A 22,608-nucleotide genomic window follows, 5' to 3' on the forward strand; every position below is an offset into this window, starting at 1 on the left:
ACGCCCCCTAGTGGGGCGTTTTTGCTATCTGTCGTTTTTGTCGTAGAGGCTTTCGAGCATGAACACTGTGCGTGAAACCATCGCCGCCATCGCTACCGCCCAAGGCCGCGGTGGTGTGGGTATTGTCAGGTTGTCCGGCCCTTTGGCCAGCAAGGCCGGGCAGTTGATCACCGGTCGTACGCTGACCCCTCGCCATGCCCATTACGGCCCGTTCCGCGACGATGAAGGGCTGGTGCTGGACGAAGGGATCGCGTTGTTCTTCCCAGGGCCAAACTCGTTCACCGGCGAAGATGTGCTCGAACTCCAGGGCCACGGTGGCCCGGTGGTGCTGGACATGCTGCTGCAGCGCTGTGTACAAGTTGGCTGTCGCCTGGCCCGCCCGGGTGAATTCAGCGAACGTGCGTTCCTCAACGACAAGCTCGACCTGGCCCAGGCCGAAGCCATTGCCGACCTGATCGAGGCCAGCTCCAGCCAGGCGGCACGTAACGCCCTGCGCTCGCTGCAAGGGGAATTCTCCAAGCGTGTGCACAGCCTCACCGAGGCGCTGATTGCCCTGCGCATCTACGTCGAGGCAGCAATCGACTTCCCTGAAGAGGAGATCGATTTCCTCGCCGATGGCCACGTCCTGTCGATGCTCGATGCAGTGCGCGGCGAGTTATCCACCGTGCAACGTGAGGCCGGGCAGGGTGCCTTGCTGCGTGACGGCATGACGGTGGTCATCGCCGGGCGGCCGAACGCCGGCAAGTCGAGCCTGCTGAATCAGCTGGCTGGTCGGGAAGCCGCCATTGTCACCGATATCGCCGGCACCACCCGGGACATCCTGCGCGAACATATCCACATCGACGGTATGCCGCTGCACGTGGTCGATACCGCCGGTTTGCGTGATACCGATGACCATGTGGAAAAGATCGGCGTAGAACGCGCCCTGAAGGCCATTGGCGAGGCCGATCGTGTGTTGCTGGTGGTCGACTCCACCGCGCCCGAGGCCAGCGACCCGTTCGCCTTGTGGCCCGAGTTTCTCGCTCAGCGGCCGGACCCGGCCAAGGTCACGCTGATTCGCAACAAGGCCGACCTGAGTGGTGAGCGGGTAGCGCTGGAACAGTGCGATGACGGCCATGTGACCATCACCCTCAGTGCCAAGGGCGACGACACAGGGCTGCAACTGCTGCGCGACCATCTCAAGGCCTGCATGGGTTACGAACAGACGGCAGAGAGCGGCTTCAGTGCCCGCCGGCGCCACCTGGATGCCTTGCGCCAGGCCAGCGAGCACCTGGAGCACGGCCGCGCACAGTTGACCTTGGCGGGCGCAGGAGAGCTGCTGGCAGAGGACTTGCGCCAGGCACAGCATGCCCTGGGGGAAATTACCGGGGCATTCAGCTCGGATGACCTGCTGGGGCGGATTTTCTCCAGCTTCTGCATCGGCAAGTAATCCACAGCCAGACACGGCCAAGCGCCGCTCCTTAGGGAGCGGCTTTTTTTTGCCTGAAATTCGTTGCAGGAAGTGACCACAGTGAGGTTAACAGCGCACCTGTGGGAGCGGGCATGCCCGCGAAGACGGCATTACAACCGCTAGATCTCTATGGCTGGGCCGACGCTTTTGCGGAAAACCGGCTGTCGCCTTTGTCCGCATCTGTCGTGAACTTGAGTATTTTTTCATCCACAACCTGAAAACTGCGCTCAGGAGCCCTGTGGAAAACCCATCTTCAGCTCAGTTGATAAGCAGGCTTTTTTTCTGAGGAAAAATCCGCCTGTGGGTAAATAGCCATTTCATCCACAGGCTAAATGACGTTATCCATAGCCCTCATGGCACTCCAGACACAGGGTTTAATTTCTCTCTACACATCGCAAATCGTGGCCTACAGAGCTTTATCCACAGATATCGTTGTGCATAAGAATAAACATAAAAACAAAGCTTTTATAAATTTCTTCTTGTTGATTTCTGTTGTCTGCCACTCATCCACAGACTGGTCAAAATTTGCTCAGACGGTTTCTTTAAAGGGGGTGAAGTCCCTATACTTGTCGGCTTACCTTCTCTATTCGCAAAAACAGGCACGAGGTGCGTGGTGGATTTCCCTTCCCGTTTTGAAGTGATCGTCATCGGCGGCGGCCATGCCGGTACCGAGGCTGCGCTTGCGTCTGCACGCATGGGTGTGAAAACCCTGCTGTTGACCCATAACGTGGAAACCCTCGGTCACATGAGCTGCAACCCCGCCATCGGCGGTATTGGCAAAAGCCATCTGGTCAAAGAGATCGATGCCCTCGGCGGCGCCATGGCGCTGGCCACCGACAAGAGCGGCATCCAGTTCCGCGTTCTGAACAACCGCAAGGGCCCGGCGGTACGCGCCACCCGTGCACAGGCCGACCGCGCCATTTACAAGGCGGTGGTGCGTGAAATCCTGGAAAACCAGCCGAACCTGTGGATATTCCAGCAGTCCTGCGACGACCTGATCGTCGAGCAGGACCAGGTCAAGGGCGTAGTTACCCAGATGGGTTTGCGTTTCTTCGCAGAATCCGTAGTACTGACTACCGGTACCTTCCTGGGCGGGCTTATCCACATTGGCCTGCAAAACCATTCCGGTGGTCGCGCCGGTGATCCACCCTCGATCGCCCTGGCCCACCGCATGCGGGAACTGCCGCTGCGCGTCGGCCGCCTGAAAACCGGCACTCCGCCACGCATCGATGGGCGCTCTGTGGATTTCTCGGTGATGACCGAGCAGCCAGGTGATACCCCGATCCCGGTCATGTCCTTCATGGGCAATGCCGAAATGCACCCACGGCAGGTGAGCTGCTGGATTACCCATACCAATGCGCGTACCCACGAGATCATCGCCTCGAACCTCGATCGTTCGCCGATGTACTCAGGTGTGATCGAAGGCGTCGGGCCGCGCTACTGCCCATCGATCGAAGACAAGATCCACCGCTTCGCCGACAAGGAAAGCCACCAGGTGTTCATCGAGCCGGAAGGCCTGAACACTCACGAGCTGTACCCCAACGGTATTTCCACTTCGCTGCCGTTCGACGTGCAGCTGGAGCTGGTGCGTTCGATCCGCGGCATGGAAAACGCACACATCGTCCGCCCGGGCTACGCCATCGAGTACGACTACTTCGACCCGCGTGACCTCAAGTACAGCCTCGAGACCAAAGTCATCGGCGGCCTGTTCTTCGCCGGGCAGATCAACGGCACCACCGGTTACGAAGAAGCCGGTGCCCAGGGCCTGCTGGCCGGGACCAACGCCGCACTGCGCGCACAGGGCCGCGACAGCTGGTGCCCGCGCCGCGACGAGGCGTACATCGGCGTGCTGGTCGACGACCTGATCACCCTGGGTACCCAGGAGCCGTACCGCATGTTCACCTCGCGTGCCGAGTACCGCCTGATCCTGCGCGAAGACAACGCCGACCTGCGCCTGACCGAGAAAGGCCGTGAACTGGGCCTGATCGACGACCAGCGCTGGGCCGCCTTCTGCGCCAAGCGTGACGGCATCGAGCGTGAGGAACAGCGCCTGAAGTCGACCTGGGTTCGGCCGAACACCGAGCAAGGCCAGGCCATTGTGGATAAGTTCGGCACGCCGCTCAGCCACGAGTACAGCCTGCTCAACCTGCTGGCGCGCCCGGAAATCGACTACGCCGGGCTGATCGAGGCGACCGGCGGTGAAGCGATCGATCCACAGGTCGCCGAGCAGGTCGAGATCCGCACCAAGTACGCGGGCTACATCGACCGCCAGCAGGATGAAATCGCTCGCTTGCGCGCCAGTGAAGACACCCGCCTGCCTGTGGATATCGATTACTCGACGATTTCTGGCTTGTCCAAGGAGATCCAGGGCAAGCTGGGTCAGACCCGGCCGGAAACCCTGGGCCAGGCTTCGCGCATTCCCGGCGTGACCCCGGCGGCGATTTCCCTGTTGCTGATTTACTTGAAAAAACGCGGCGCTGGCCGCGAATTGGAGCAAAGCGCTTGAGTTCCCTGGTCACCCCGCAACACGCTGAAGAGTTGTCCACAGGCGCGCGCCAGCTCGGTGTCGAGCTGAGCGCCGAGCATCACGAGAAACTGCTTGGCTACCTGGCCCTGTTGATCAAATGGAACAAAGCCTACAACCTTACGGCGGTGCGCGACCCGGACGAGATGGTGTCGCGCCATCTGCTCGACAGCTTGAGCGTCATGTCGTTTATCCACAGCGAGCGTGACAACTGGCTGGATGTGGGCAGCGGCGGTGGCATGCCGGGTATTCCGTTGGCTATCCTGCATCCGCACAAGCGCGTGACGGTGCTGGACGCCAACGGCAAGAAGACCCGCTTCCTGACCCAGGTTAAAATGGAGCTCAAACTGGACAACCTCACGGTTATCCACAGCAGGGTCGAAGCCTTCCAGCCGGCTCAGCCGTTCGACGGAATCATCTCCCGCGCCTTCAGCAGCATGGAGAACTTCACCAACTGGACCCGCCATCTGGGCGACACCGGGACGCAATGGCTTGCAATGAAGGGGCTGCATCCTGCCGATGAACTGGTAGCATTGCCCGCAGACTTCACAGTAGAAAGCGAACAGGCCCTGACCGTTCCGGGTTGCCAGGGCCAGCGCCATCTGCTGATACTGCGCCGCAAGGCATGACTGGGAACACGCGCATCAATGGCTAAGGTATTCGCAATCGCGAACCAGAAAGGTGGTGTAGGCAAGACCACCACCTGTATCAATCTCGCCGCCTCGCTGGCCGCGACCAAGCGTCGTGTGCTGCTGATCGACCTCGATCCGCAGGGCAACGCCACCATGGGCAGCGGTGTGGACAAGCACGAGCTCGAGCACTCGGTCTACGACCTGCTGATCGGGGAATGCGACCTGGCCCAGGCCATGCATTACTCCGAGCATGGTGGGTTCCAGTTGCTGCCGGCCAACCGCGACCTGACCGCCGCCGAGGTGGTGCTGCTGGAAATGCAGGTCAAGGAGAGCCGTCTGCGCAACGCCCTGGCGCCAATCCGCGAGAACTACGACTTCATCCTCATCGACTGCCCGCCGTCACTGTCGATGCTCACGCTCAACGCCCTGGTCGCTTCCGATGGCGTGATCATCCCCATGCAGTGCGAGTACTACGCACTCGAAGGTCTCAGCGACCTTGTGGATAACATCAAGCGCATCGCCGCCCGGTTGAATCCGGAGCTGAAGATCGAGGGCCTGCTGCGGACCATGTACGATCCTCGCCTGAGCCTGAACAACGATGTTTCGGCGCAGCTGAAGGAGCACTTTGGCCCGCAGCTGTACGACACGGTCATTCCGCGCAATATTCGCCTGGCCGAGGCCCCTAGCTTCGGCATGCCGGCCCTGGCTTACGACAAGCAATCGCGCGGCGCGCTGGCCTATCTGGCCCTGGCTGGGGAACTGGTTCGCCGTCAACGCCGTCAATCACGCACTGCACAAACAACTTAAGGAATCCGTATGGCCGTCAAGAAACGGGGTCTCGGACGTGGGTTGGATGCACTGCTCAGTGGTCCTTCCGTCAGCGCGCTCGAAGAGCAGGCTGTGAAGATCGACCAGAAAGAACTGCAACACCTGCCGGTCGAGCTGATCCAGCGTGGCAAGTACCAGCCGCGCCGGGACATGGACCCGGAGGCGCTGGAAGAGCTCGCGCACTCGATTCGCAGCCATGGCGTGATGCAACCGATCGTGGTCCGCCCGATTGGCGAAAACCGCTACGAGATCATCGCCGGTGAGCGCCGCTGGCGCGCGACCCAGCAGGCCGGCCTGGACACGATCCCGGCCATGGTCCGCGAAGTGCCCGATGAAGCCGCCATTGCCATGGCGCTGATCGAGAACATCCAGCGCGAAGACCTCAACCCGCTGGAAGAGGCCATGGCCCTGCAGCGTCTGCAGCAGGAGTTCGAGCTCACCCAGCAACAGGTGGCTGATGCCGTGGGCAAGTCGCGGGTAACCGTGGCCAACCTGCTGCGCCTGATCACCTTGCCTGAGGCGATCAAGACCATGCTCGCCCACGGTGACCTGGAGATGGGTCACGCACGCGCATTGCTCGGTCTGGACGAGAACCGTCAGGAGGAGGGGGCGCGTCATGTTGTCGCACGTGGTCTCACCGTGCGCCAGACCGAGGCACTGGTTCGCCAGTGGCTCAGTGACAAGCCTGATCCGGTCGAACCGAGCAAACCTGATCCGGATATCGCACGCCTTGAACAGCGGCTCGCAGAGCGCCTGGGCTCGGCCGTTCAGATCCGTCATGGCAACAAGGGCAAAGGTCAGTTGGTTATTCGTTACAACTCGCTTGACGAGTTGCAAGGCGTGCTTGCTCACATCCGCTGAAACAATTCCTGTTGTAGCGCGCAGTCGGAAATCACTACGAAGAGTTGAATAGGGGTTAATCCACCCCTATACTCTGCGCGCATTTTGTCGGCACAAATTATGCCAAGTCATAGCTGACTTGTTGGTCGACTTCCGAGGAGCAGTTGTGATGGAAATCCGCACGCCAAACCGCCTGCCTTTCCATCGCTGGGCGGTTTTTCCGGTACTGCTGGCTCAATTCGTCGTACTGCTGCTGGCAACCCTGGTGTTGTGGCAGTGGAAAGGGGCGGTCAGTGGATATTCAGGCCTTTGCGGAGGTTTGATTGCGTGGCTGCCCAATGTGTATTTCGCCTGGAAGGCTTTTGGCTTCAGCGGAGCTCGGGCAGCACAAGCCATCGTCAAGTCGTTTTACGCTGGCGAGGCAGGCAAGATGATTTTGACGGCAGTGCTTTTTGCACTGACCTTCGCAGGAGTGAAGCCACTGGCGCCGTTAGCAGTATTCGGCGTCTTCGTGTTGACCCTTTTGGTCAGCTGGTTCGCGCCCCTGCTGATGAATAAAAGACTTTCGAGACCTTAGGGCGTTTGAGGCAACCATGGCAGCAGAAACCGCTTCGGGCTATATCCAGCACCACTTGCAGAACCTGACCTACGGTCAACTACCAGACGGCAGCTGGGGCTTTGCCCATTCGGCTGCAGAAGCCAAGGCAATGGGCTTCTGGGCGTTCCACCTGGACACCCTGGGTTGGTCCGTCGCGCTGGGTCTGATCTTCCTGTTCATTTTCCGCATGGCGGCAAAGAAGGCGACTTCCGGCCAGCCTGGCGGTCTGCAGAACTTCGTGGAAGTGATGGTCGATTTCGTCAACGGCAGCGTGAAGGACTCCTTCCACGGCCGTAGCCCGGTAATCGCACCGCTGGCGCTGACCATCTTCGTCTGGGTATTCCTGATGAATGCCGTCGACCTGGTACCGGTCGACTGGATTCCTCAGCTGGCCATCCTGATCTCCGGTGATCCGCACATTCCGTTCCGCGCCGTGTCGACCACCGACCCGAACGCGACCCTGGCCATGGCCTTCAGCGTGTTCGCCCTGATCATCTTCTACAGCATCAAGGTCAAGGGCCTGGGTGGCTTCATCGGTGAGCTGACCCTGCACCCGTTCGGCAGCAAGAACATCTTCGTGCAGATCCTGCTGATTCCGGTCAACTTCCTGCTGGAATTCGTCACCCTGATCGCCAAGCCGATCTCGCTGGCACTGCGTCTGTTCGGCAACATGTATGCCGGCGAACTGGTGTTCATCCTGATCGCTGTCATGTTCGGCTCCGGCCTGCTGTGGCTCAGCGGCCTGGGTGTGGTGCTGCAATGGGCGTGGGCTGTGTTCCACATCCTGATCATCACCCTGCAAGCTTTCATCTTCATGATGCTGACCATCGTCTACCTGTCGATGGCGCACGAAGATAACCATTAAGACCGCCTGGCGTGTCTGATAGCCTTCCCCGCCCGTTCGGGGGGAGGGCTTAAAAAGTCCGCAAGGGCATGCTGTACCAAACGATTTGTTTTACCGCTTCAAACTAAAAACCTAACCAATACGACGTAAAAGTCGGGAGGAAAGATGGAAACTGTAGTTGGTCTGACCGCTATCGCTGTTGCTCTGCTGATCGGCCTGGGTGCTCTGGGTACCGCCATTGGTTTCGGCCTGCTGGGCGGCAAATTCCTGGAAGGCGCTGCTCGTCAACCAGAAATGGTTCCGATGCTGCAGGTTAAAATGTTCATCGTTGCCGGTCTGCTCGACGCCGTAACCATGATCGGTGTTGGTATCGCTCTGTTCTTCACCTTCGCGAATCCGTTCGTTGGTCAGATCGCCGGCTAATCACTCGTCACCACGAGTTGATGGCTGTATGAATTAAGACCGAGCGAGGTGTTGGCGTGAACATTAATGCAACCCTGATTGGCCAATCCGTTGCTTTCCTGATTTTTGTACTCTTCTGCATGAAGTATGTATGGCCTCCGGTCATCACTGCCCTGCAAGAGCGCCAAAAGAAGATTGCCGACGGCTTGGACGCTGCCAACCGCGCAGCTCGCGACCTGGAGCTGGCCCAAGAGAAAGCGGGTCAGCAACTGCGTGAAGCTAAAGCACAGGCAGCCGAAATCATTGAGCAAAGCAAGAAACGCGCTGCTCAGCTTGTCGAGGAAGCCCGTGAACAGGCCCGCGTCGAAGCTGACCGTGTGAAGGCTCAGGCTCTGGCCGAGATCGAACAGGAACTGAACAGCGCTAAAGACGCCCTGCGTGCCCAAGTGGGTGCTCTGGCTGTTGGCGGTGCTGAAAAGATCCTTGGCGCCACAATCGATCAAAACGCGCATGCGGAGCTGGTTAACAAACTGGCCGCTGAAATTTAAGCGAGGGCGATCATGGCAGAACTGACCACGTTGGCCCGACCTTACGCTAAGGCTGCCTTTGAGCATGCCCAGGCCCATCAGCAACTGGCCAATTGGTCAGCCATGCTCGGCCTGGCTGCTGCAGTGTCGCAAGACGACACCATGCAGCGCCTGCTCAAGGCCCCGCGACTGACGAGCGCAGAAAAGGCCGCCACGTTCATTGACGTGTGCGGTGACAAGTTCAATGCACAGGCACAGAATTTCATTCATGTTGCCGCGGAAAACGACCGTCTCCTGCTTCTGCCGGAGATTGCCGCTCTGTTCGACCTGTACAAGGCCGAGCAAGAGAAATCCGTGGACGTGGAAGTCACCAGTGCCTTCGCGTTGAACCAAGAACAGCAAGACAAACTCGCCAAGGTTCTCAGTGCACGGTTAGGCCAGGAAGTGCGCCTGCACGCGTCGGAGGATGCCAGCCTGATTGGCGGCGTCGTCATCCGCGCTGGTGACCTGGTAATCGATGGCTCTGTTCGCGGCAAAATCGCGAAACTGGCCGAAGCATTGAAATCTTGAGTTTGAAGGGGCAGCAGAGCAATGCAGCAACTCAATCCTTCCGAAATTAGTGAAATCATCAAGGGCCGCATCGACAACCTCGATGTGAGCTCCCAAGCCCGTAACGAAGGTACCGTCGTTTCGGTTTCCGACGGTATCGTGCGGATCCACGGTCTGGCCGACGTCATGTACGGCGAAATGATCGAGTTCCCGGGCGGCGTCTACGGCATGGCACTGAACCTGGAGCAAGACTCCGTAGGTGCAGTGATCCTGGGTGCCTACGACACCCTCGCCGAAGGCATGAGCGCCAAGTGCACCGGCCGCATCCTGGAAGTTCCGGTTGGTAAGGAACTGCTGGGTCGCGTCGTCGACGCACTGGGCAACCCGATCGACGGCAAAGGTCCTCTGGGCAACACCCAGACCGACGCGGTCGAAAAAGTTGCTCCAGGCGTGATCTGGCGTAAGTCGGTAGACCAGCCTGTACAGACTGGCTACAAATCCGTCGACGCCATGATCCCTGTCGGCCGTGGCCAGCGTGAGCTGATCATTGGCGACCGTCAGATCGGCAAGACCGCCATGGCCATCGACGCCATCATCAACCAGAAAGACTCCGGTATTTTCTGTGTTTATGTAGCTGTCGGCCAGAAGCGTTCCACCGTTGCCAACATCGTTCGCAAGCTGGAAGAAAACGGCGCCCTGGCCAACACCATCGTGGTGGTTGCCAGTGCATCGGAATCCGCCGCACTGCAATTCCTGGCGCCATACGCCGGTTGCACCATGGGCGAGTTCTTCCGTGACCGCGGTGAAGACGCTCTGATCGTTTACGATGACCTGTCCAAGCAGGCCGTTGCCTACCGTCAGATCTCCCTGCTGCTGCGCCGTCCACCAGGACGTGAAGCGTACCCAGGCGACGTGTTCTATCTCCACTCCCGTCTGCTGGAGCGTGCATCGCGCGTTTCGGAAGAGTACGTCGAGAAGTTCACCAACGGTGCTGTCACTGGCAAAACCGGTTCCCTGACCGCTCTGCCGATCATCGAAACCCAGGCTGGCGACGTTTCCGCGTTCGTTCCGACCAACGTGATTTCCATCACCGACGGTCAGATCTTCCTGGAATCGGCCATGTTCAACTCGGGCATCCGCCCTGCAGTGAACGCCGGTGTTTCGGTATCCCGCGTAGGTGGTGCCGCTCAGACCAAGATCATCAAGAAGCTGTCCGGTGGTATTCGTACCGCGCTGGCTCAGTACCGTGAACTGGCTGCATTCGCCCAGTTCGCGTCCGATCTGGACGAAGCGACCCGCAAGCAGCTGGAGCATGGTCAGCGCGTTACCGAGCTGATGAAGCAGAAGCAGTACGCGCCGATGTCCATCGCGGACATGGCCCTGTCGCTGTATGCCGCTGAGCGTGGCTTCCTGACCGACGTAGAAGTCTCCAAGATCGGCAGCTTCGAGCAAGCTCTGATCGCCTTCTTCAACCGTGATCACGCTGAACTGATGGCGAAGATCAACGTGAAGGGTGACTTCAACGACGAAATCGACGCAGGCCTGAAAGCCGGTATCGAGAAGTTCAAGGCCACCCAGACCTGGTAAGCCGCAGCGGGGGCCCTGGCCCCCGCTTGCTAACCTGATAGGTGATACATGGCAGGCGCAAAAGAGATTCGCAGTAAGATTGCGAGCATCAAAAGCACGCAAAAAATTACCAGCGCCATGGAGAAAGTGGCGGTCAGCAAGATGCGCAGGGCACAAATGCGCATGGCTGCTAGCCGTCCTTACGCGGAGCGTATCCGCCAGGTGATCGGTCATCTGGCCAACGCCAACCCGGAATACCGCCACCCGTTCATGATCGAGCGCCCTGTAAAGCGCGCCGGTTATATCGTGGTGAGCAGTGACCGTGGTCTGTGCGGTGGCTTGAATACCAACCTGTTCAAGGCCCTGGTCAAGGACATGAGCGCAAACCGCGAACAGGGCGTGGAAATCGACCTGTGCGTGATCGGCAGCAAGGGTGCGACTTTCTTCCGCATCTTTGGCGGCAACGTCGTAGCAGCGATCAGCCACTTGGGCGAAGAGCCATCGATCAACGATCTGATCGGCTCCGTCAAAGTGATGCTGGACGCCTACCTGGACGGCCGTATCGATCGCCTCTCCGTGGTTTCGAACAAGTTCATCAACACCATGACCCAGAAGCCAACGGTCGAGCAATTGGTACCGTTGGTGGCAACCCCGGATCAGGATCTCAAGCATCACTGGGATTACCTGTACGAACCCGACGCAAAAGAGCTGCTGGACGGCTTGATGGTGCGTTACGTGGAGTCGCAGGTATACCAGGCGGTGGTCGAGAACAACGCTGCTGAACAAGCGGCCCGGATGATCGCCATGAAGAACGCCACAGACAACGCCGGTGATTTGATCAAAGAGCTTCAGTTGATCTACAACAAGGCGCGTCAGGCTGCGATCACCCAGGAGATCTCGGAAATCGTCGGCGGCGCTGCCGCGGTTTAACGGTTCAAAAATTCAGAGGATCCAGCTATGAGTAGCGGACGTATCGTTCAAATCATCGGCGCCGTCATCGACGTGGAATTCCCACGTGATGTCGTGCCGAGTGTATACAACGCGCTGAAAGTACAAGGCGCGGAAACCACCCTGGAAGTTCAGCAGCAGCTGGGCGACGGCGTGGTTCGTACCATTGCGATGGGCTCCACCGAAGGCCTGAAGCGCGGTCTGGAAGTCGTTGACTCCGGCGCTGCCATTTCCGTTCCTGTTGGTAAGGCCACCCTGGGCCGTATCATGGACGTACTGGGCAACCCGATCGACGAAGCCGGCCCGATCGGTGAAGAAGAGCGTCGCGGTATCCACCAGCCAGCGCCTTCGTTCGCTGACCAGGCAGGCGGCAACGACCTGCTGGAAACCGGCATCAAGGTTATCGACCTGGTTTGCCCGTTCGCCAAGGGTGGTAAAGTTGGTCTGTTCGGTGGTGCCGGTGTCGGCAAGACCGTAAACATGATGGAACTGATCCGTAACATCGCCATGGAACACAGCGGTTACTCCGTGTTCGCTGGTGTGGGTGAGCGTACTCGTGAGGGTAACGACTTCTACCACGAGATGAAGGACTCCAACGTTCTCGACAAAGTAGCACTGGTCTACGGTCAGATGAACGAGCCACCAGGAAACCGTCTGCGCGTAGCGCTGACCGGCCTGACCATGGCTGAGAAATTCCGTGACGAAGGTAACGACGTTCTGCTGTTCGTCGACAACATCTATCGTTACACCCTGGCCGGTACCGAAGTATCCGCACTGCTGGGCCGTATGCCTTCGGCAGTAGGTTACCAGCCGACCCTGGCTGAAGAGATGGGCGTTCTGCAAGAGCGCATCACCTCCACCAAGGAAGGTTCGATCACCTCCGTCCAGGCCGTATACGTACCTGCGGACGACTTGACCGACCCGTCGCCGGCGACCACCTTCGCCCACTTGGACGCCACCGTCGTTCTGTCCCGTGACATCGCCTCCCTGGGTATCTACCCAGCGGTCGATCCACTGGACTCGACTTCGCGCCAGCTGGACCCGAACGTGATCGGCAACGAGCACTACGACACCGCTCGTGGCGTTCAGTATGTTCTGCAGCGCTACAAAGAGCTGAAGGACATCATTGCGATCCTGGGTATGGACGAACTGTCCGAGACCGACAAGCAACTGGTAGCCCGCGCTCGTAAGATCCAGCGCTTCCTGTCGCAGCCGTTCTTCGTGGCCGAAGTCTTCACCGGTTCGCCAGGCAAGTACGTTTCCCTGAAAGACACCATCGCTGGCTTCAGCGGCATCCTCAAAGGTGACTACGACCACCTGCCAGAACAAGCGTTCTACATGGTCGGCAGCATCGACGAAGCGATCGAGAAAGCCAAGAAACTGTAATTCCTGCGCCCCGCAAGGGGCGCTATCAGGTTGAGGCAAGCAGATGGCTATGACAGTCCATTGCGATATCGTCAGCGCGGAAGGAGAAATTTTCTCCGGTCTGGTCGAGATGGTGGTTGCGCACGGTAACCTGGGTGATCTTGGTATCGCTCCAGGCCACGCGCCGCTGATCACCAATCTGAAGCCAGGTCCGATTACGCTGACCAAGCAGGGTGGCGCCCAAGAGGTGTTCTACATCTCTGGTGGTTTCCTCGAGGTTCAGCCGAACATGGTCAAGGTGCTTGCCGATACCGTGCAACGTGCTGCAGACCTGGATGAAGCTCAGGCTCAGGAAGCCCTCAAGGCTGCCGAGAACGCCCTGAATCTGAAAGGCGCGGACTTCGACTACGGTGCCGCCGCCGCACGTCTGGCAGAGGCCGCAGCCCAGCTGCGTACCGTCCAGCAAATGCGCAAAGGCAAGTAATCGGCCCCGGCTGATGACTTCTGTTGCGATTGAGTAAAAGGGTAGCCTCGGCTACCCTTTTTCTTTTTCTGATTTCTCCCCCGGTCATTTCACTGACCGCCCAGGATTGGTAGCCAGTAATGTCACTCGATATCGTTATCCTCGCCGCCGGCCAAGGTACCCGCATGCGCTCGGCGCTGCCCAAGGTGCTGCACCCGGTAGCCGGCAACTCCATGCTCGGCCATGTTATCCACAGCGCGCGCCAACTACAGCCACAAGGTATTCACGTGGTCATTGGTCATGGTGCCGAGCTGGTACGCGAGCGCCTGGCCGCTGACGACCTGAATTTCGTCATGCAGGAAAAACAGTTGGGTACCGGCCATGCGGTTGCCCAGGCACTGCCAGCCGTCACCGCCGACACCGTGCTGGTGCTGTACGGCGATGTACCGTTGATCGAAGTGGAGACCCTGCAACGTCTGTTGGCCAAGGCCAATGACCAGCAGCTGGGCCTGCTTACGGTCACGCTCGACGACCCGACCGGCTATGGCCGCATCGTGCGTGACGAGCAAGGCCAGGTGACTGCCATCGTTGAGCACAAGGACGCCAACGACGCGCAGAAAGCGATCAAGGAAGGCAACACCGGTATTCTGGCCCTGCCAGCTGCGCGCCTGGCTGACTGGATGGGCCGCCTGTCGAACAACAACGCCCAGGGCGAGTACTACCTGACCGACGTCATCGCCATGGCGGTGGCTGACGGCCTGGTGGTGGCCACTGAACAGCCACATGACCCGATGGAAGTGCAGGGCGCCAACGATCGTCGTCAGCTGTCCGAGCTTGAGCGTCACTACCAGCTGCGTGAAGGCCGCCGCCTGATGGCCCAGGGTGTGACGCTGCGCGACCCGGCGCGCTTCGATGTACGGGGTGAAGTGACCGTTGGTCGTGATGTGCTGATCGACATCAACGTGATTCTCGAAGGCAAAGTGGTCATCGAGGACGATGTGCAGATCGGCCCAAACTGCGTCATCAAGAACACCACCCTGCGCAAAGGCGCGGTGGTCAAGGCCAACAGCCACCTCGAAGGCGCCGTGATGGGCGAGGGCAGCGATGCCGGCCCGTTCGCCCGCCTGCGCCCGGGCAGCGTGCTGGACGCCAAGGCCCATGTGGGTAACTTTGTCGAACTGAAAAACGCCCACCTGGGTGAAGGCGCCAAGGCCGGTCACCTGACCTACCTGGGCGATGCTGAAATCGGTGCACGCACCAACATCGGCGCCGGTACCATCACCTGCAACTACGATGGTGCCAACAAGTTCAAGACGGTGATGGGCGAGGACGTGTTCATCGGTTCGAACAACTCACTGGTGGCGCCTGTGGAAATCAAGGCCGGTGCCACTACCGCAGCCGGTTCGACCATCACCCAGGCCGTCGAAGCCGGCGACCTGGCTGTGGGCCGCGCGCGCCAGCGCAACATCTCGGGCTGGAAGCGGCCGGAGAAGATTAAGAAGAGCTGAGTTATCCACAGCTGTTTCAATCGAAAGCCGACTTATGCGAATAAGTCGGCTTTTTTATTGGCCGATCGGTAATCCCGTGGGACCGCGCCAAATCTGACAAAACTATCCACAGGGCAGCGACTGCTTGACGAAACGGGCGACTTAGGTTTTGATTGCAACCATTATCTTTCGAAACGAAACTTAAGCGCTCATGTCGAAACGAAACACACCGCAGCGGCGGCACAATATCCTGGCTTTGCTCAGCGAGCAGGGCGAGGTAAGTGTGGACGCCTTGGCCAAGCGTTTCGAAACGTCGGAAGTGACCATTCGCAAAGACCTCGCGGCCCTTGAAACAAACGGGCTGTTGCTACGCCGCTACGGTGGTGCGGTGCCGGTGCCGCAAGAGCTGCTCGGTGAACCCGCCCAGCCTGTGTCTTCCTATAAAAAGGCAATTGCGCGGGCCGCCGTGGGGCGTATCCGCGAACACGCGCGCATCATCATCGACAGCGGCAGCACCACCGCCGCCATGATCCCCGAACTGGGGCGCCAGCCAGGCCTGGTGGTGATGACCAATTCGCTGAACGTGGCCCGTGCCATTTGCGACCTGGAACACGAGCCAGTGCTGCTGATGACCGGTGGCACCTGGGACCCCCATTCCGAATCGTTCCAGGGGCAGGTTGCCGAGCAGGTACTGCGCTCCTACGACTTCGACCAGCTGTTCATCGGTGCCGACGGTATCGACCTTGGCCGCGGTACCACCACCTTCAACGAGCTGCTTGGGTTGAGCCGCGTGATGGCCGAAGTCGCCCGTGAAGTGATCGTGATGGTCGAGTCGGACAAGGTGGGGCGCAAGATCCCCAACCTGGAGCTGCCTTGGGGCAGCGTCCACACCCTTATTACAGATGAACGCCTGCCCGCAGCGGCACGCGAACAAATTCAAGCCCGCGGCATCAACCTGATCTGCGCCGCGATCAGCCAGGAGCAATAAAACATGTGTGGAATCGTTGGTGCCGTCGCCGAGCGCAATATCACAGCCATCCTGATCGAAGGCCTCAAGCGTCTTGAGTACCGCGGGTACGACAGCGCCGGCCTGGCCGTGCTCACCCAAGGCGGTGAACTGCAGCGCCGCCGCCGCATTGGCAAGGTCAGCGAGCTGGACGCTGCTGTCGTAGCCGACCCCCTGGCGGGCCAACTGGGCATCGCCCACACCCGTTGGGCCACCCACGGTGCGCCAACCGAAGGCAATGCCCACCCGCACTTCTCGGGCAATGAAGTGGCTGTGGTGCACAACGGCATCATCGAGAACCACGAAGAGCTGCGTGAAGAGCTCAAGGGCCTGGGCTACGTCTTCAATTCGCAGACCGACACCGAAGTTATCGTCCACCTGATCGACCACACCCTGAAGAGCATTCCGGACCTGGCTGATGCCTTGAAAGCCGCCGTGAAGCGCCTGCATGGCGCCTATGGCCTGGCACTGATCAGCGCCAAGCAGCCTGACCGCCTGGTAGCTGCACGCAGCGGCAGCCCGCTGGTCATCGGTTTGGGCCTGGGTGAAAACTTCCTGGCGTCCGACCAGTTGGCCCTGCGCCAGGTCACCGATCGCTTCATGTACCTGGAAGAGGGCGACATTGCCGAAATCCGCCGTGACCAGGTCACCATCTGGGACCAGGCCGGCCACAAGGTCCAGCGCGAAACCGTGCAGTACCATGAAGGCGCTGAAGCTGCCGACAAGGGTAACTATCGCCACTTCATGCTCAAGGAAATCCACGAGCAGCCAAGCGTGGTGCAGCGCACCCTGGAAGGCCGCCTGGGCAAGGACAACGTACTGGTCCAGGCCTTCGGCCCGCAGGCAGCCGAACTGTTTGCCAAGGTGCGCAACGTGCAGATCGTTGCCTGTGGCACCAGCTACCACGCCGGTATGGTCGCCCGTTACTGGCTGGAAAGCCTGGCTGGCATCCCGTGCCAGGTAGAAGTCGCCAGCGAATTCCGTTACCGCAAAGTTGTGGTGCAGCCGGATACCCTGTTCGTCTCTATCTCGCAGTCTGGCGAAACCGCCGACACCCTGGCCGCGCTGCGTAACGCCAAGGAGCTGGGCTTCCTCGGCAGCCTGGCAATCTGCAACGTGGGCATCAGCTCGCTGGTGCGTGAGTCGGACCTGACCCTGCTGACATTGGCCGGCCCGGAAATCGGTGTGGCCTCGACCAAAGCCTTCACCACCCAGTTGGTCTCGCTGATGCTGCTGACCTTGGCCCTCGGCCAGGTGCGCGGTACCTTGGAAGCAGGTGTCGAAGCCGAGCTGGTTGAAGAACTGCGTCGCCTGCCGACCCGCCTGGGCGAAGCCTTGGCCATGGACGCCACGGTCGAGAAGATCGCCGAGCTGTTCGCCGACAAGCACCACACCCTGTTCCTCGGCCGTGGTGCACAGTACCCGGTGGCGATGGAAGGTGCGCTCAAGCTCAAGGAAATCTCCTACATCCACGCCGAAGCCTACCCGGCAGGCGAGCTGAAGCACGGCCCGTTGGCACTGGTGGATAACGACATGCCGGTGGTTACCGTTGCTCCGAACAACGAACTGCTGGAGAAGCTGAAATCCAACCTGCAGGAAGTGCGTGCCCGTGGTGGCGAGTTGGTAGTGATTGCCGACGAGCACGCTGGCATGACCAATGGTGAAGGCACTCACGTGATCAAGGTTCCGCACATCGTCGATGCGCTGGCGCCGATCCTGTACACCATTCCACTGCAGCTGCTGTCGTACTACGTGGCCGTGCTGAAGGGCACCGACGTGGACCAGCCGCGTAACCTGGCCAAGTCGGTTACTGTCGAATAACCAACGCTGATTGACCGGTTCGAAATGGCTTTGAACAATAAAGATTGACACAAAACAATAAAGTTTGACACAAGCTATTAAAGTTTGACACAACGCGTAAACCCCCGTATCTACGGGGGTTTTCCGTTTATGGGCCAAACCGTTGGTCCGGATCCGCCGCTTCGCTTTTCAGCGGGAGTAGTCTAGGAATTCCTTCGGAGTGGCCGTGCAACAGGCCATTTTTTCCTATTACTTTTTTTGAGAGTGAGGTGAAGCGGTCCGGGTGGACTAAGGAGGGAAGGTTGCGCGGTCGTAGGTTTGCGTCAAAGCAGGACATAGAACGGCACATCGCCAATGGATTTGGGGGCGGAGCCGGAGCCGGTTACATGCCCTGGTTGAGAGTGCAGGATGTTCCGTCTAGAGGGCGCTCCCACAAAATCCTGGGCGTCAAAGTCGAACGCATCCACCATCTCCTGTCTGACCTGGAACGGGCATACCTTTTGGTCTGTGAATTCTCTGAGGACGTTGTTGATATCCGTGAGCAATATCCGTTACTGCCTGTGGAGAGCACCCAGGCCATTGCACGTGCGATCGGTGTCCGTTACCCAAAATACACAGGGACCACCCTTCCGTTAGTCATGACTACCGACTTCCTTTTGACCGTCAAGCAGCCAAACGGAGACTTCAAGACCGTAGCTAGGACGATCAAATATCAACACGATCTAAAAGGGAAGGATGCTGTTCGGACGCTGGAGAAACTTGAGGTCGAGCGACGTTTCTGGATGAGTCAGGGGGTAGATTGGAGCATCGTAACCGAGGAGTTGTTCACGCCTGATCTCATCAAAAATCTAGGTCTGTTGAGGCGGTATGCGCAACTGCCCCGTGCTTTGATGGGTTCCTCTTTGCACTGTGATTTCATGGAAGCCATGGAAGAAAGCAAGGTGTATCCGTGGACAACGGCAGAATGCTTAAGGAAAATTGCCGCTCGGCTGTCCATACCTTATGGCGAGGCCCGTGACATATTCTTCAACCTGATCTGGCGAAAGTTGATTCAGATTGATCTGAGTAGCGCTCCTCTTCACCTAAAGTCGCCGTTACCTGATTTCAACCTCGTTTACCCCTCCGAAATCGCCGCCCTGAGCGAGAAATTGTCATGATTATTTCAGTCAATGACGTGCTCGAACCCGTCACAGAACTGTCCGCGCTCTCCACCATGGTGAGAGTCCTCCATATCGATGAAGCGCGTGACGTAGTGATGGTCATAGATCTGATTGAACCACCAGGCAGGCCTAATCCTGTGGGATTGGAGGAGCTTCAGCTGTCGCTGGGGTCTGGTGATACAAAACCTGTGACTTTGTCGGTTCCCGAATTTCTGTTGGTATTAGAAGATGATTTAGAAGCGAGCGCCAAACGGGATCGGGATGATAAATGGGCTGTGATAGCGCCACTTTTGGATCCGGCTTACCCAGGTCAGATCTTTGTTCGGGGTGAGATGGGTCGCCTAGTCGGAAATCGAGCGGCTGAACTGGGCATGCAACGAAAAACAATTTACCGGCTTCTGTATCGATACTGGTTCTATGGTCAGGTGAGAAATGCGCTTCTGAAGAACTACTCGGCAGTGGGGGTTGAGAATCGCAACTACAAACCCGAAAGCCGACCGGGGCGTAAACCAAAATTCCAAGGTGTGCTCGTCTCCCCGGCCAAATTGCTCAGTGTTGCCGATAAGCGATGCATTCGGGTGGGTTACGCCCTGTACACAAAAAATAAGACGTCCACGGTCCGTAGTGCCTACGACAAGATGCTTAGTAGGTTCTACTCGGTTAAAGAACTCGCCAAGAACCCGGAGAATCGTGTCCGCCTGCTCCCCCAGTCGGAAATTCCCACATTTAGGCAGTTCGATTATTGGGGGAAGCAGTTTTTTGATGTAATCGAAACTGACCGCGGTCGGAAGGGAATGATCAAGTGGCTCAAGGATTGCCGTCCGCTTTCTGGCACTGTCCGCGACTGGCTTCGCGGACCTTGCCACCAGTTTGAGATCGACGCGACGATTGCAGACATCTATCTGGTCAATAGCTACTCCAGACGGATGCTGATCGGCCGACCGGTACTGTACATCGTGGTCGACAGTTTTTCGGGGATGATTGTCGGGTTGTATGTCGGTCTGGAGGGGCCCAGCTGGAACGGCGCCCGGCAGGCATTGTTCAATGCATTCACCCCTAAAGTCGATTTCTGTGCGCAGAATGGCGTTGAAATCACCCCCGAGGATTGGGACTGTCATCATCTGCCGCATCAAATCTATGCCGATCGAGGCGAGATGCTGTCTTTGGCGGCTGAAGGCCTAGCGACTGGTTTGGGTATCGAGATGGGGACAGCTCCTCCGTACCGACCAGATTGGAAACCTATGGTCGAGAGCCGGTTTGGCATCCTGAATGATCTGACCGGCATTAGATGGCTTCCAGGTGGTGTTGCTGCGCGGGAAAAGGAGCGGGGCGATCGCGATTATCGACTCGATGCCACTCTAAACGTGAAGGAGTTCACACAGATAATCATCGAGAGTGTCCTTCACTACAACCGCTATCACCGGCAACCGGAGCGACTCACCCAAGCGATGATGAATGATGGTGTCGAGCCTACCCCGATGGGTATCTGGAATTGGGCATCAGAGAACGACCTGATCCAGCCAAACAACCGGCCTGAGGAGCTGATTTATTTGCACCTGCTGCCTCGTGAGAGAGCCACCGTACAAAAGAGTGGTGTGCTGTTCCGTGGGATGCACTATGTCTGCGAATTGGCGATCCAGGAAAATTGGTTCGCCAAATCACGTCGCAACGGTGTCTGGTCGATTGAGTGTCGGTTTGATCCGAATTCAGCCGCTCATATCTGGATTCAGGATGAGAACAAACAATTCGTCCGCTGTGACCTTCGACGTTCGGATGCGAAGTACGCGAGTTATCGCTCAGACGAGGTTTACGATCTTCTGGAAGCGTACCGGCAGTCGCCACCCGCTCATAAACGTGCGGAGCTGGAAAGTCGTGTGGATTTGGTCGACACGGTCGAGCAAATCATCACCAACGCAAAAGCCGAGCGTAAGCTTGAGCCTCCTCCCAGCAGCAAGGCTGAGGCGGTGGCCAATATCCGCGAGAATCGCACTGAAGAACGGCTGCAGGAGCGCGAGAATGCCACTGTTCCAGTTGGTGTCCGTGCAGAACCCGTGCAATCCGCCACGGATCCTTCGACCGTTACGCACGATTCTTATGCGGGGCCGCGCAGTGCACAAGTTATCGATCTGCTCAAAAGACTCCGGCCGGGACAATCTCAATGAAAGGTGCACAGATTTTTGCCGGCTACACCAAGCAGGCCATCACGGAGTATGCGGGAAATCCGCTGATTGAAGCTCTGCCGCCAATTCTTGCGGAAACGACGGCGATCGAGCTGATTTCGAATTTTCCTCAGCCAGTAGTGGCTGAAGAGCTTGATCTTGATGGGGCAACACGGATCCACTGCATAGAGCGCCTGAGGACGGTCGTCCAGCCGTTCCTGCTGCATTTGGAGCTGGAGTCCATGTTCTCGTTGCTGATCCGCCGCGGATATGTAGGACGCAATCCAACCTCACCCGACACGGTCAGGCATCTGCATTCCTTGTCGGGGGCTCAGCGCTATCACGACTCCTTTAAGTCGACCGCTGATTCCTTCAGTGTTGTGGGCTTGAGTGGCATCGGAAAGTCCACCGCTCTCCACGCGATCTTGAGCCTTTATCCGCAGACGATTCGGCATGAGCGCTATGAGGGCAACCAGTTTGTCCACACCCAGATTACGTGGCTAAAACTTGATTGCCCGCGGGATGGTTCACTGGCTGGGTTCTGTCAGCAGTTTTTTTACGCTGTCGGCCATGCATTGGGCGACAAGGATTATCACAAGCGACATCGGCACCGGAATATCAACGACGCACTGCAGCAGATGGAGCAGGTCGCCAGCACGTTTTTCATCGGCGCCTTGCTCATTGATGAGTTGCAAAACCTTCACCTGGCGAAGACGGGCGGCAAGGAGAGCATGTTGAACTTCTTCCTCCACCTGGTGAACAACATCGGTATTCCGGTGGTATTCATCGGGACGAACTCGATGATCAGTTTGTTCTCGGACGTTATGCGTGTCGCCCGGCGTAGCTGCGGCGGCGGGATGGTGGAATTCAAGCGCTTCGAGAAGGAAAATGATGAGTGGCAGCTTCTTGTTGAGAATCTCTGGAGCTATCAGTGGTGCAAGAAGACCGCGGAACTGACCCCGGAGATTTTAGACGCGCTGTATGAGCACACTCAGGGCGTAACTGATTTCCTGGTTAAGCTACTTGTACTGAGCCAGCGCTATGCAATCCAAAGTGGCTCCGAATGCCTGACTGCCGAGATGATCGGCAAGGTAAGCAACGCCAAGATGCAGATACTCAAGCCAGCGCTAGCGGCTCTACGTAGCCGAGACCCTGCTCGTATGCGGCAATTCGACGACCTGCTTCCGATCGAGGAGCAGTTGATAGACATGATGGCGTTCGATGCACTTCCACGAGCAGACCGTCTCGCGTTGCTTCGTGGTGTAACGTCGCTTGCGAGGCCAGAGGCTGCAGCCCAAGTCGCTGTTGCAAGTAAACCCGCAGCTCCTGCAGCTGCAGCAGTGGAGACATCGGAAGCAAAAGTGCTGAGCGAGCAGGCGGACACCATCGCAGCGCTGAAGTCAGCAGGCTGGATAACCACGGACCTTTTGGAGTTTTCGCCGGCCTACCGCAAATCATGA

20 protein-coding genes are annotated in these 22,608 nt (G+C 58.4%); all 20 read left to right on the forward strand.

Features of this window, described 5'->3' with window-relative positions:
* Positions 1 to 58: 58 nt before the first annotated feature.
* The 20 genes from mnmE (at position 59) to JOY50_RS08470 (ending at position 22,608) form a co-directional block, all read left to right on the forward strand.
* The gene (mnmE, locus tag JOY50_RS08375) at positions 59 to 1,429 is read left to right on the forward strand and encodes a tRNA uridine-5-carboxymethylaminomethyl(34) synthesis GTPase MnmE (RefSeq protein WP_132846289.1); all 1,371 of its coding nucleotides are present in this window, start codon (positions 59 to 61) and stop codon (positions 1,427 to 1,429) included.
* A 634-nt stretch (positions 1,430 to 2,063) separates the two neighbouring features.
* Positions 2,064 to 3,956: a tRNA uridine-5-carboxymethylaminomethyl(34) synthesis enzyme MnmG gene (gene mnmG / locus JOY50_RS08380; protein WP_026034341.1), complete on the forward strand. Its 1,893-nt coding sequence runs from the start codon at positions 2,064 to 2,066 to the stop codon at positions 3,954 to 3,956.
* On the forward strand, positions 3,953 to 4,603 hold the full coding sequence (gene rsmG, locus JOY50_RS08385; protein WP_019470303.1) for a 16S rRNA (guanine(527)-N(7))-methyltransferase RsmG: 651 nt from the start codon (positions 3,953 to 3,955) through the stop codon (positions 4,601 to 4,603). Before mnmG ends, rsmG begins: the two co-directional genes overlap by 4 nt.
* A gap of 18 nt (positions 4,604 to 4,621) precedes the next feature.
* A complete protein-coding gene (locus JOY50_RS08390; protein WP_016489914.1) occupies positions 4,622 to 5,413 on the forward strand; it encodes a ParA family protein in 792 nt (263 codons plus the stop codon).
* Positions 5,414 to 5,422: 9 nt separating this feature from the next.
* On the forward strand, positions 5,423 to 6,295 hold the full coding sequence (locus tag JOY50_RS08395; protein WP_019470302.1) for a ParB/RepB/Spo0J family partition protein: 873 nt from the start codon (positions 5,423 to 5,425) through the stop codon (positions 6,293 to 6,295).
* Between the two features lie 148 nt (positions 6,296 to 6,443).
* Positions 6,444 to 6,851: a F0F1 ATP synthase subunit I gene (locus JOY50_RS08400; protein WP_243055066.1), complete on the forward strand. Its 408-nt coding sequence runs from the start codon at positions 6,444 to 6,446 to the stop codon at positions 6,849 to 6,851.
* Positions 6,852 to 6,867: 16 nt separating this feature from the next.
* On the forward strand, positions 6,868 to 7,737 hold the full coding sequence (gene atpB / locus JOY50_RS08405; protein WP_016489912.1) for a F0F1 ATP synthase subunit A: 870 nt from the start codon (positions 6,868 to 6,870) through the stop codon (positions 7,735 to 7,737).
* A gap of 144 nt (positions 7,738 to 7,881) precedes the next feature.
* Complete coding sequence (gene atpE, locus JOY50_RS08410; protein ID WP_003097235.1) at positions 7,882 to 8,139, forward strand: F0F1 ATP synthase subunit C; 258 nt, start codon at positions 7,882 to 7,884, stop codon at positions 8,137 to 8,139.
* Between the two features lie 56 nt (positions 8,140 to 8,195).
* A complete protein-coding gene (locus tag JOY50_RS08415; RefSeq protein ID WP_003253189.1) occupies positions 8,196 to 8,666 on the forward strand; it encodes a F0F1 ATP synthase subunit B in 471 nt (156 codons plus the stop codon).
* Between the two features lie 12 nt (positions 8,667 to 8,678).
* A complete protein-coding gene (locus tag JOY50_RS08420) occupies positions 8,679 to 9,215 on the forward strand; it encodes a F0F1 ATP synthase subunit delta (protein ID WP_003253191.1) in 537 nt (178 codons plus the stop codon).
* 21 nt (positions 9,216 to 9,236) lie between these two features.
* The gene (gene atpA / locus JOY50_RS08425) at positions 9,237 to 10,781 is read left to right on the forward strand and encodes a F0F1 ATP synthase subunit alpha (RefSeq protein WP_012274911.1); all 1,545 of its coding nucleotides are present in this window, start codon (positions 9,237 to 9,239) and stop codon (positions 10,779 to 10,781) included.
* 48 nt (positions 10,782 to 10,829) lie between these two features.
* A complete protein-coding gene (atpG, locus tag JOY50_RS08430; RefSeq protein ID WP_016502295.1) occupies positions 10,830 to 11,690 on the forward strand; it encodes a F0F1 ATP synthase subunit gamma in 861 nt (286 codons plus the stop codon).
* Between the two features lie 27 nt (positions 11,691 to 11,717).
* Positions 11,718 to 13,094: a F0F1 ATP synthase subunit beta gene (gene atpD / locus JOY50_RS08435; RefSeq protein ID WP_016502294.1), complete on the forward strand. Its 1,377-nt coding sequence runs from the start codon at positions 11,718 to 11,720 to the stop codon at positions 13,092 to 13,094.
* A gap of 43 nt (positions 13,095 to 13,137) precedes the next feature.
* Positions 13,138 to 13,557 carry a F0F1 ATP synthase subunit epsilon gene (locus JOY50_RS08440; protein WP_016489909.1) on the forward strand — a complete coding sequence of 140 codons (420 nt, stop codon included), beginning with the start codon at positions 13,138 to 13,140 and terminating at the stop codon, positions 13,555 to 13,557.
* A gap of 119 nt (positions 13,558 to 13,676) precedes the next feature.
* Positions 13,677 to 15,044: a bifunctional UDP-N-acetylglucosamine diphosphorylase/glucosamine-1-phosphate N-acetyltransferase GlmU gene (gene glmU, locus JOY50_RS08445; RefSeq protein WP_019470301.1), complete on the forward strand. Its 1,368-nt coding sequence runs from the start codon at positions 13,677 to 13,679 to the stop codon at positions 15,042 to 15,044.
* 190 nt (positions 15,045 to 15,234) lie between these two features.
* On the forward strand, positions 15,235 to 16,011 hold the full coding sequence (locus JOY50_RS08450; RefSeq protein ID WP_012274906.1) for a DeoR/GlpR family DNA-binding transcription regulator: 777 nt from the start codon (positions 15,235 to 15,237) through the stop codon (positions 16,009 to 16,011).
* Positions 16,012 to 16,014: 3 nt separating this feature from the next.
* Positions 16,015 to 17,850, forward strand: coding sequence for a glutamine--fructose-6-phosphate transaminase (isomerizing) (glmS, locus tag JOY50_RS08455; protein ID WP_243055067.1), 1,836 nt, complete (start codon positions 16,015 to 16,017; stop codon positions 17,848 to 17,850).
* A gap of 281 nt (positions 17,851 to 18,131) precedes the next feature.
* Positions 18,132 to 18,986 carry a TnsA endonuclease N-terminal domain-containing protein gene (locus JOY50_RS08460; RefSeq protein ID WP_243055068.1) on the forward strand — a complete coding sequence of 285 codons (855 nt, stop codon included), beginning with the start codon at positions 18,132 to 18,134 and terminating at the stop codon, positions 18,984 to 18,986.
* Positions 18,983 to 21,151, forward strand: a complete 2,169-nt coding sequence (locus tag JOY50_RS08465; RefSeq protein WP_243055069.1) for a Mu transposase C-terminal domain-containing protein — start codon at positions 18,983 to 18,985, stop codon at positions 21,149 to 21,151. The genes JOY50_RS08460 and JOY50_RS08465 overlap by 4 nt, the downstream gene beginning before the upstream one ends.
* Positions 21,148 to 22,608 (forward strand): ATP-binding protein, encoded by a 1,461-nt coding sequence (locus tag JOY50_RS08470; RefSeq protein WP_243055070.1) that lies wholly within the window; start codon positions 21,148 to 21,150, stop codon positions 22,606 to 22,608. Before JOY50_RS08465 ends, JOY50_RS08470 begins: the two co-directional genes overlap by 4 nt.

Origin of the sequence: Pseudomonas sp. BP01, assembly GCF_022760795.1 — a bacterium.
In the GTDB taxonomy this organism is placed as follows: Bacteria; Pseudomonadota; Gammaproteobacteria; order Pseudomonadales; family Pseudomonadaceae; genus Aquipseudomonas; species Aquipseudomonas putida_Q.

Excerpts from the sequence above, each read along its gene's own strand:
- atpB (WP_016489912.1), top strand. The coding sequence starts at position 6,868 with ATGGCAGCAGAAACCGCTTCGGGCTATATCCAGCACCACTTGCAGAAC.
- glmS (WP_243055067.1), top strand. The coding sequence starts at position 16,015 with ATGTGTGGAATCGTTGGTGCCGTCGCCGAGCGCAATATCACAGCCATC.
- JOY50_RS08440 (WP_016489909.1), top strand. The coding sequence starts at position 13,138 with ATGGCTATGACAGTCCATTGCGATATCGTCAGCGCGGAAGGAGAAATT.
- JOY50_RS08465 (WP_243055069.1), top strand. The coding sequence starts at position 18,983 with ATGATTATTTCAGTCAATGACGTGCTCGAACCCGTCACAGAACTGTCC.
- glmU (WP_019470301.1), top strand. The coding sequence starts at position 13,677 with ATGTCACTCGATATCGTTATCCTCGCCGCCGGCCAAGGTACCCGCATG.
- atpA (WP_012274911.1), top strand. The coding sequence starts at position 9,237 with ATGCAGCAACTCAATCCTTCCGAAATTAGTGAAATCATCAAGGGCCGC.
- atpE (WP_003097235.1), top strand. The coding sequence starts at position 7,882 with ATGGAAACTGTAGTTGGTCTGACCGCTATCGCTGTTGCTCTGCTGATC.
- JOY50_RS08395 (WP_019470302.1), top strand. The coding sequence starts at position 5,423 with ATGGCCGTCAAGAAACGGGGTCTCGGACGTGGGTTGGATGCACTGCTC.
- atpD (WP_016502294.1), top strand. The coding sequence starts at position 11,718 with ATGAGTAGCGGACGTATCGTTCAAATCATCGGCGCCGTCATCGACGTG.
- JOY50_RS08420 (WP_003253191.1), top strand. The coding sequence starts at position 8,679 with ATGGCAGAACTGACCACGTTGGCCCGACCTTACGCTAAGGCTGCCTTT.
- JOY50_RS08390 (WP_016489914.1), top strand. The coding sequence starts at position 4,622 with ATGGCTAAGGTATTCGCAATCGCGAACCAGAAAGGTGGTGTAGGCAAG.
- JOY50_RS08450 (WP_012274906.1), top strand. The coding sequence starts at position 15,235 with ATGTCGAAACGAAACACACCGCAGCGGCGGCACAATATCCTGGCTTTG.
- atpG (WP_016502295.1), top strand. The coding sequence starts at position 10,830 with ATGGCAGGCGCAAAAGAGATTCGCAGTAAGATTGCGAGCATCAAAAGC.
- mnmE (WP_132846289.1), top strand. The coding sequence starts at position 59 with ATGAACACTGTGCGTGAAACCATCGCCGCCATCGCTACCGCCCAAGGC.
- JOY50_RS08470 (WP_243055070.1), top strand. The coding sequence starts at position 21,148 with ATGAAAGGTGCACAGATTTTTGCCGGCTACACCAAGCAGGCCATCACG.
- JOY50_RS08400 (WP_243055066.1), top strand. The coding sequence starts at position 6,444 with ATGGAAATCCGCACGCCAAACCGCCTGCCTTTCCATCGCTGGGCGGTT.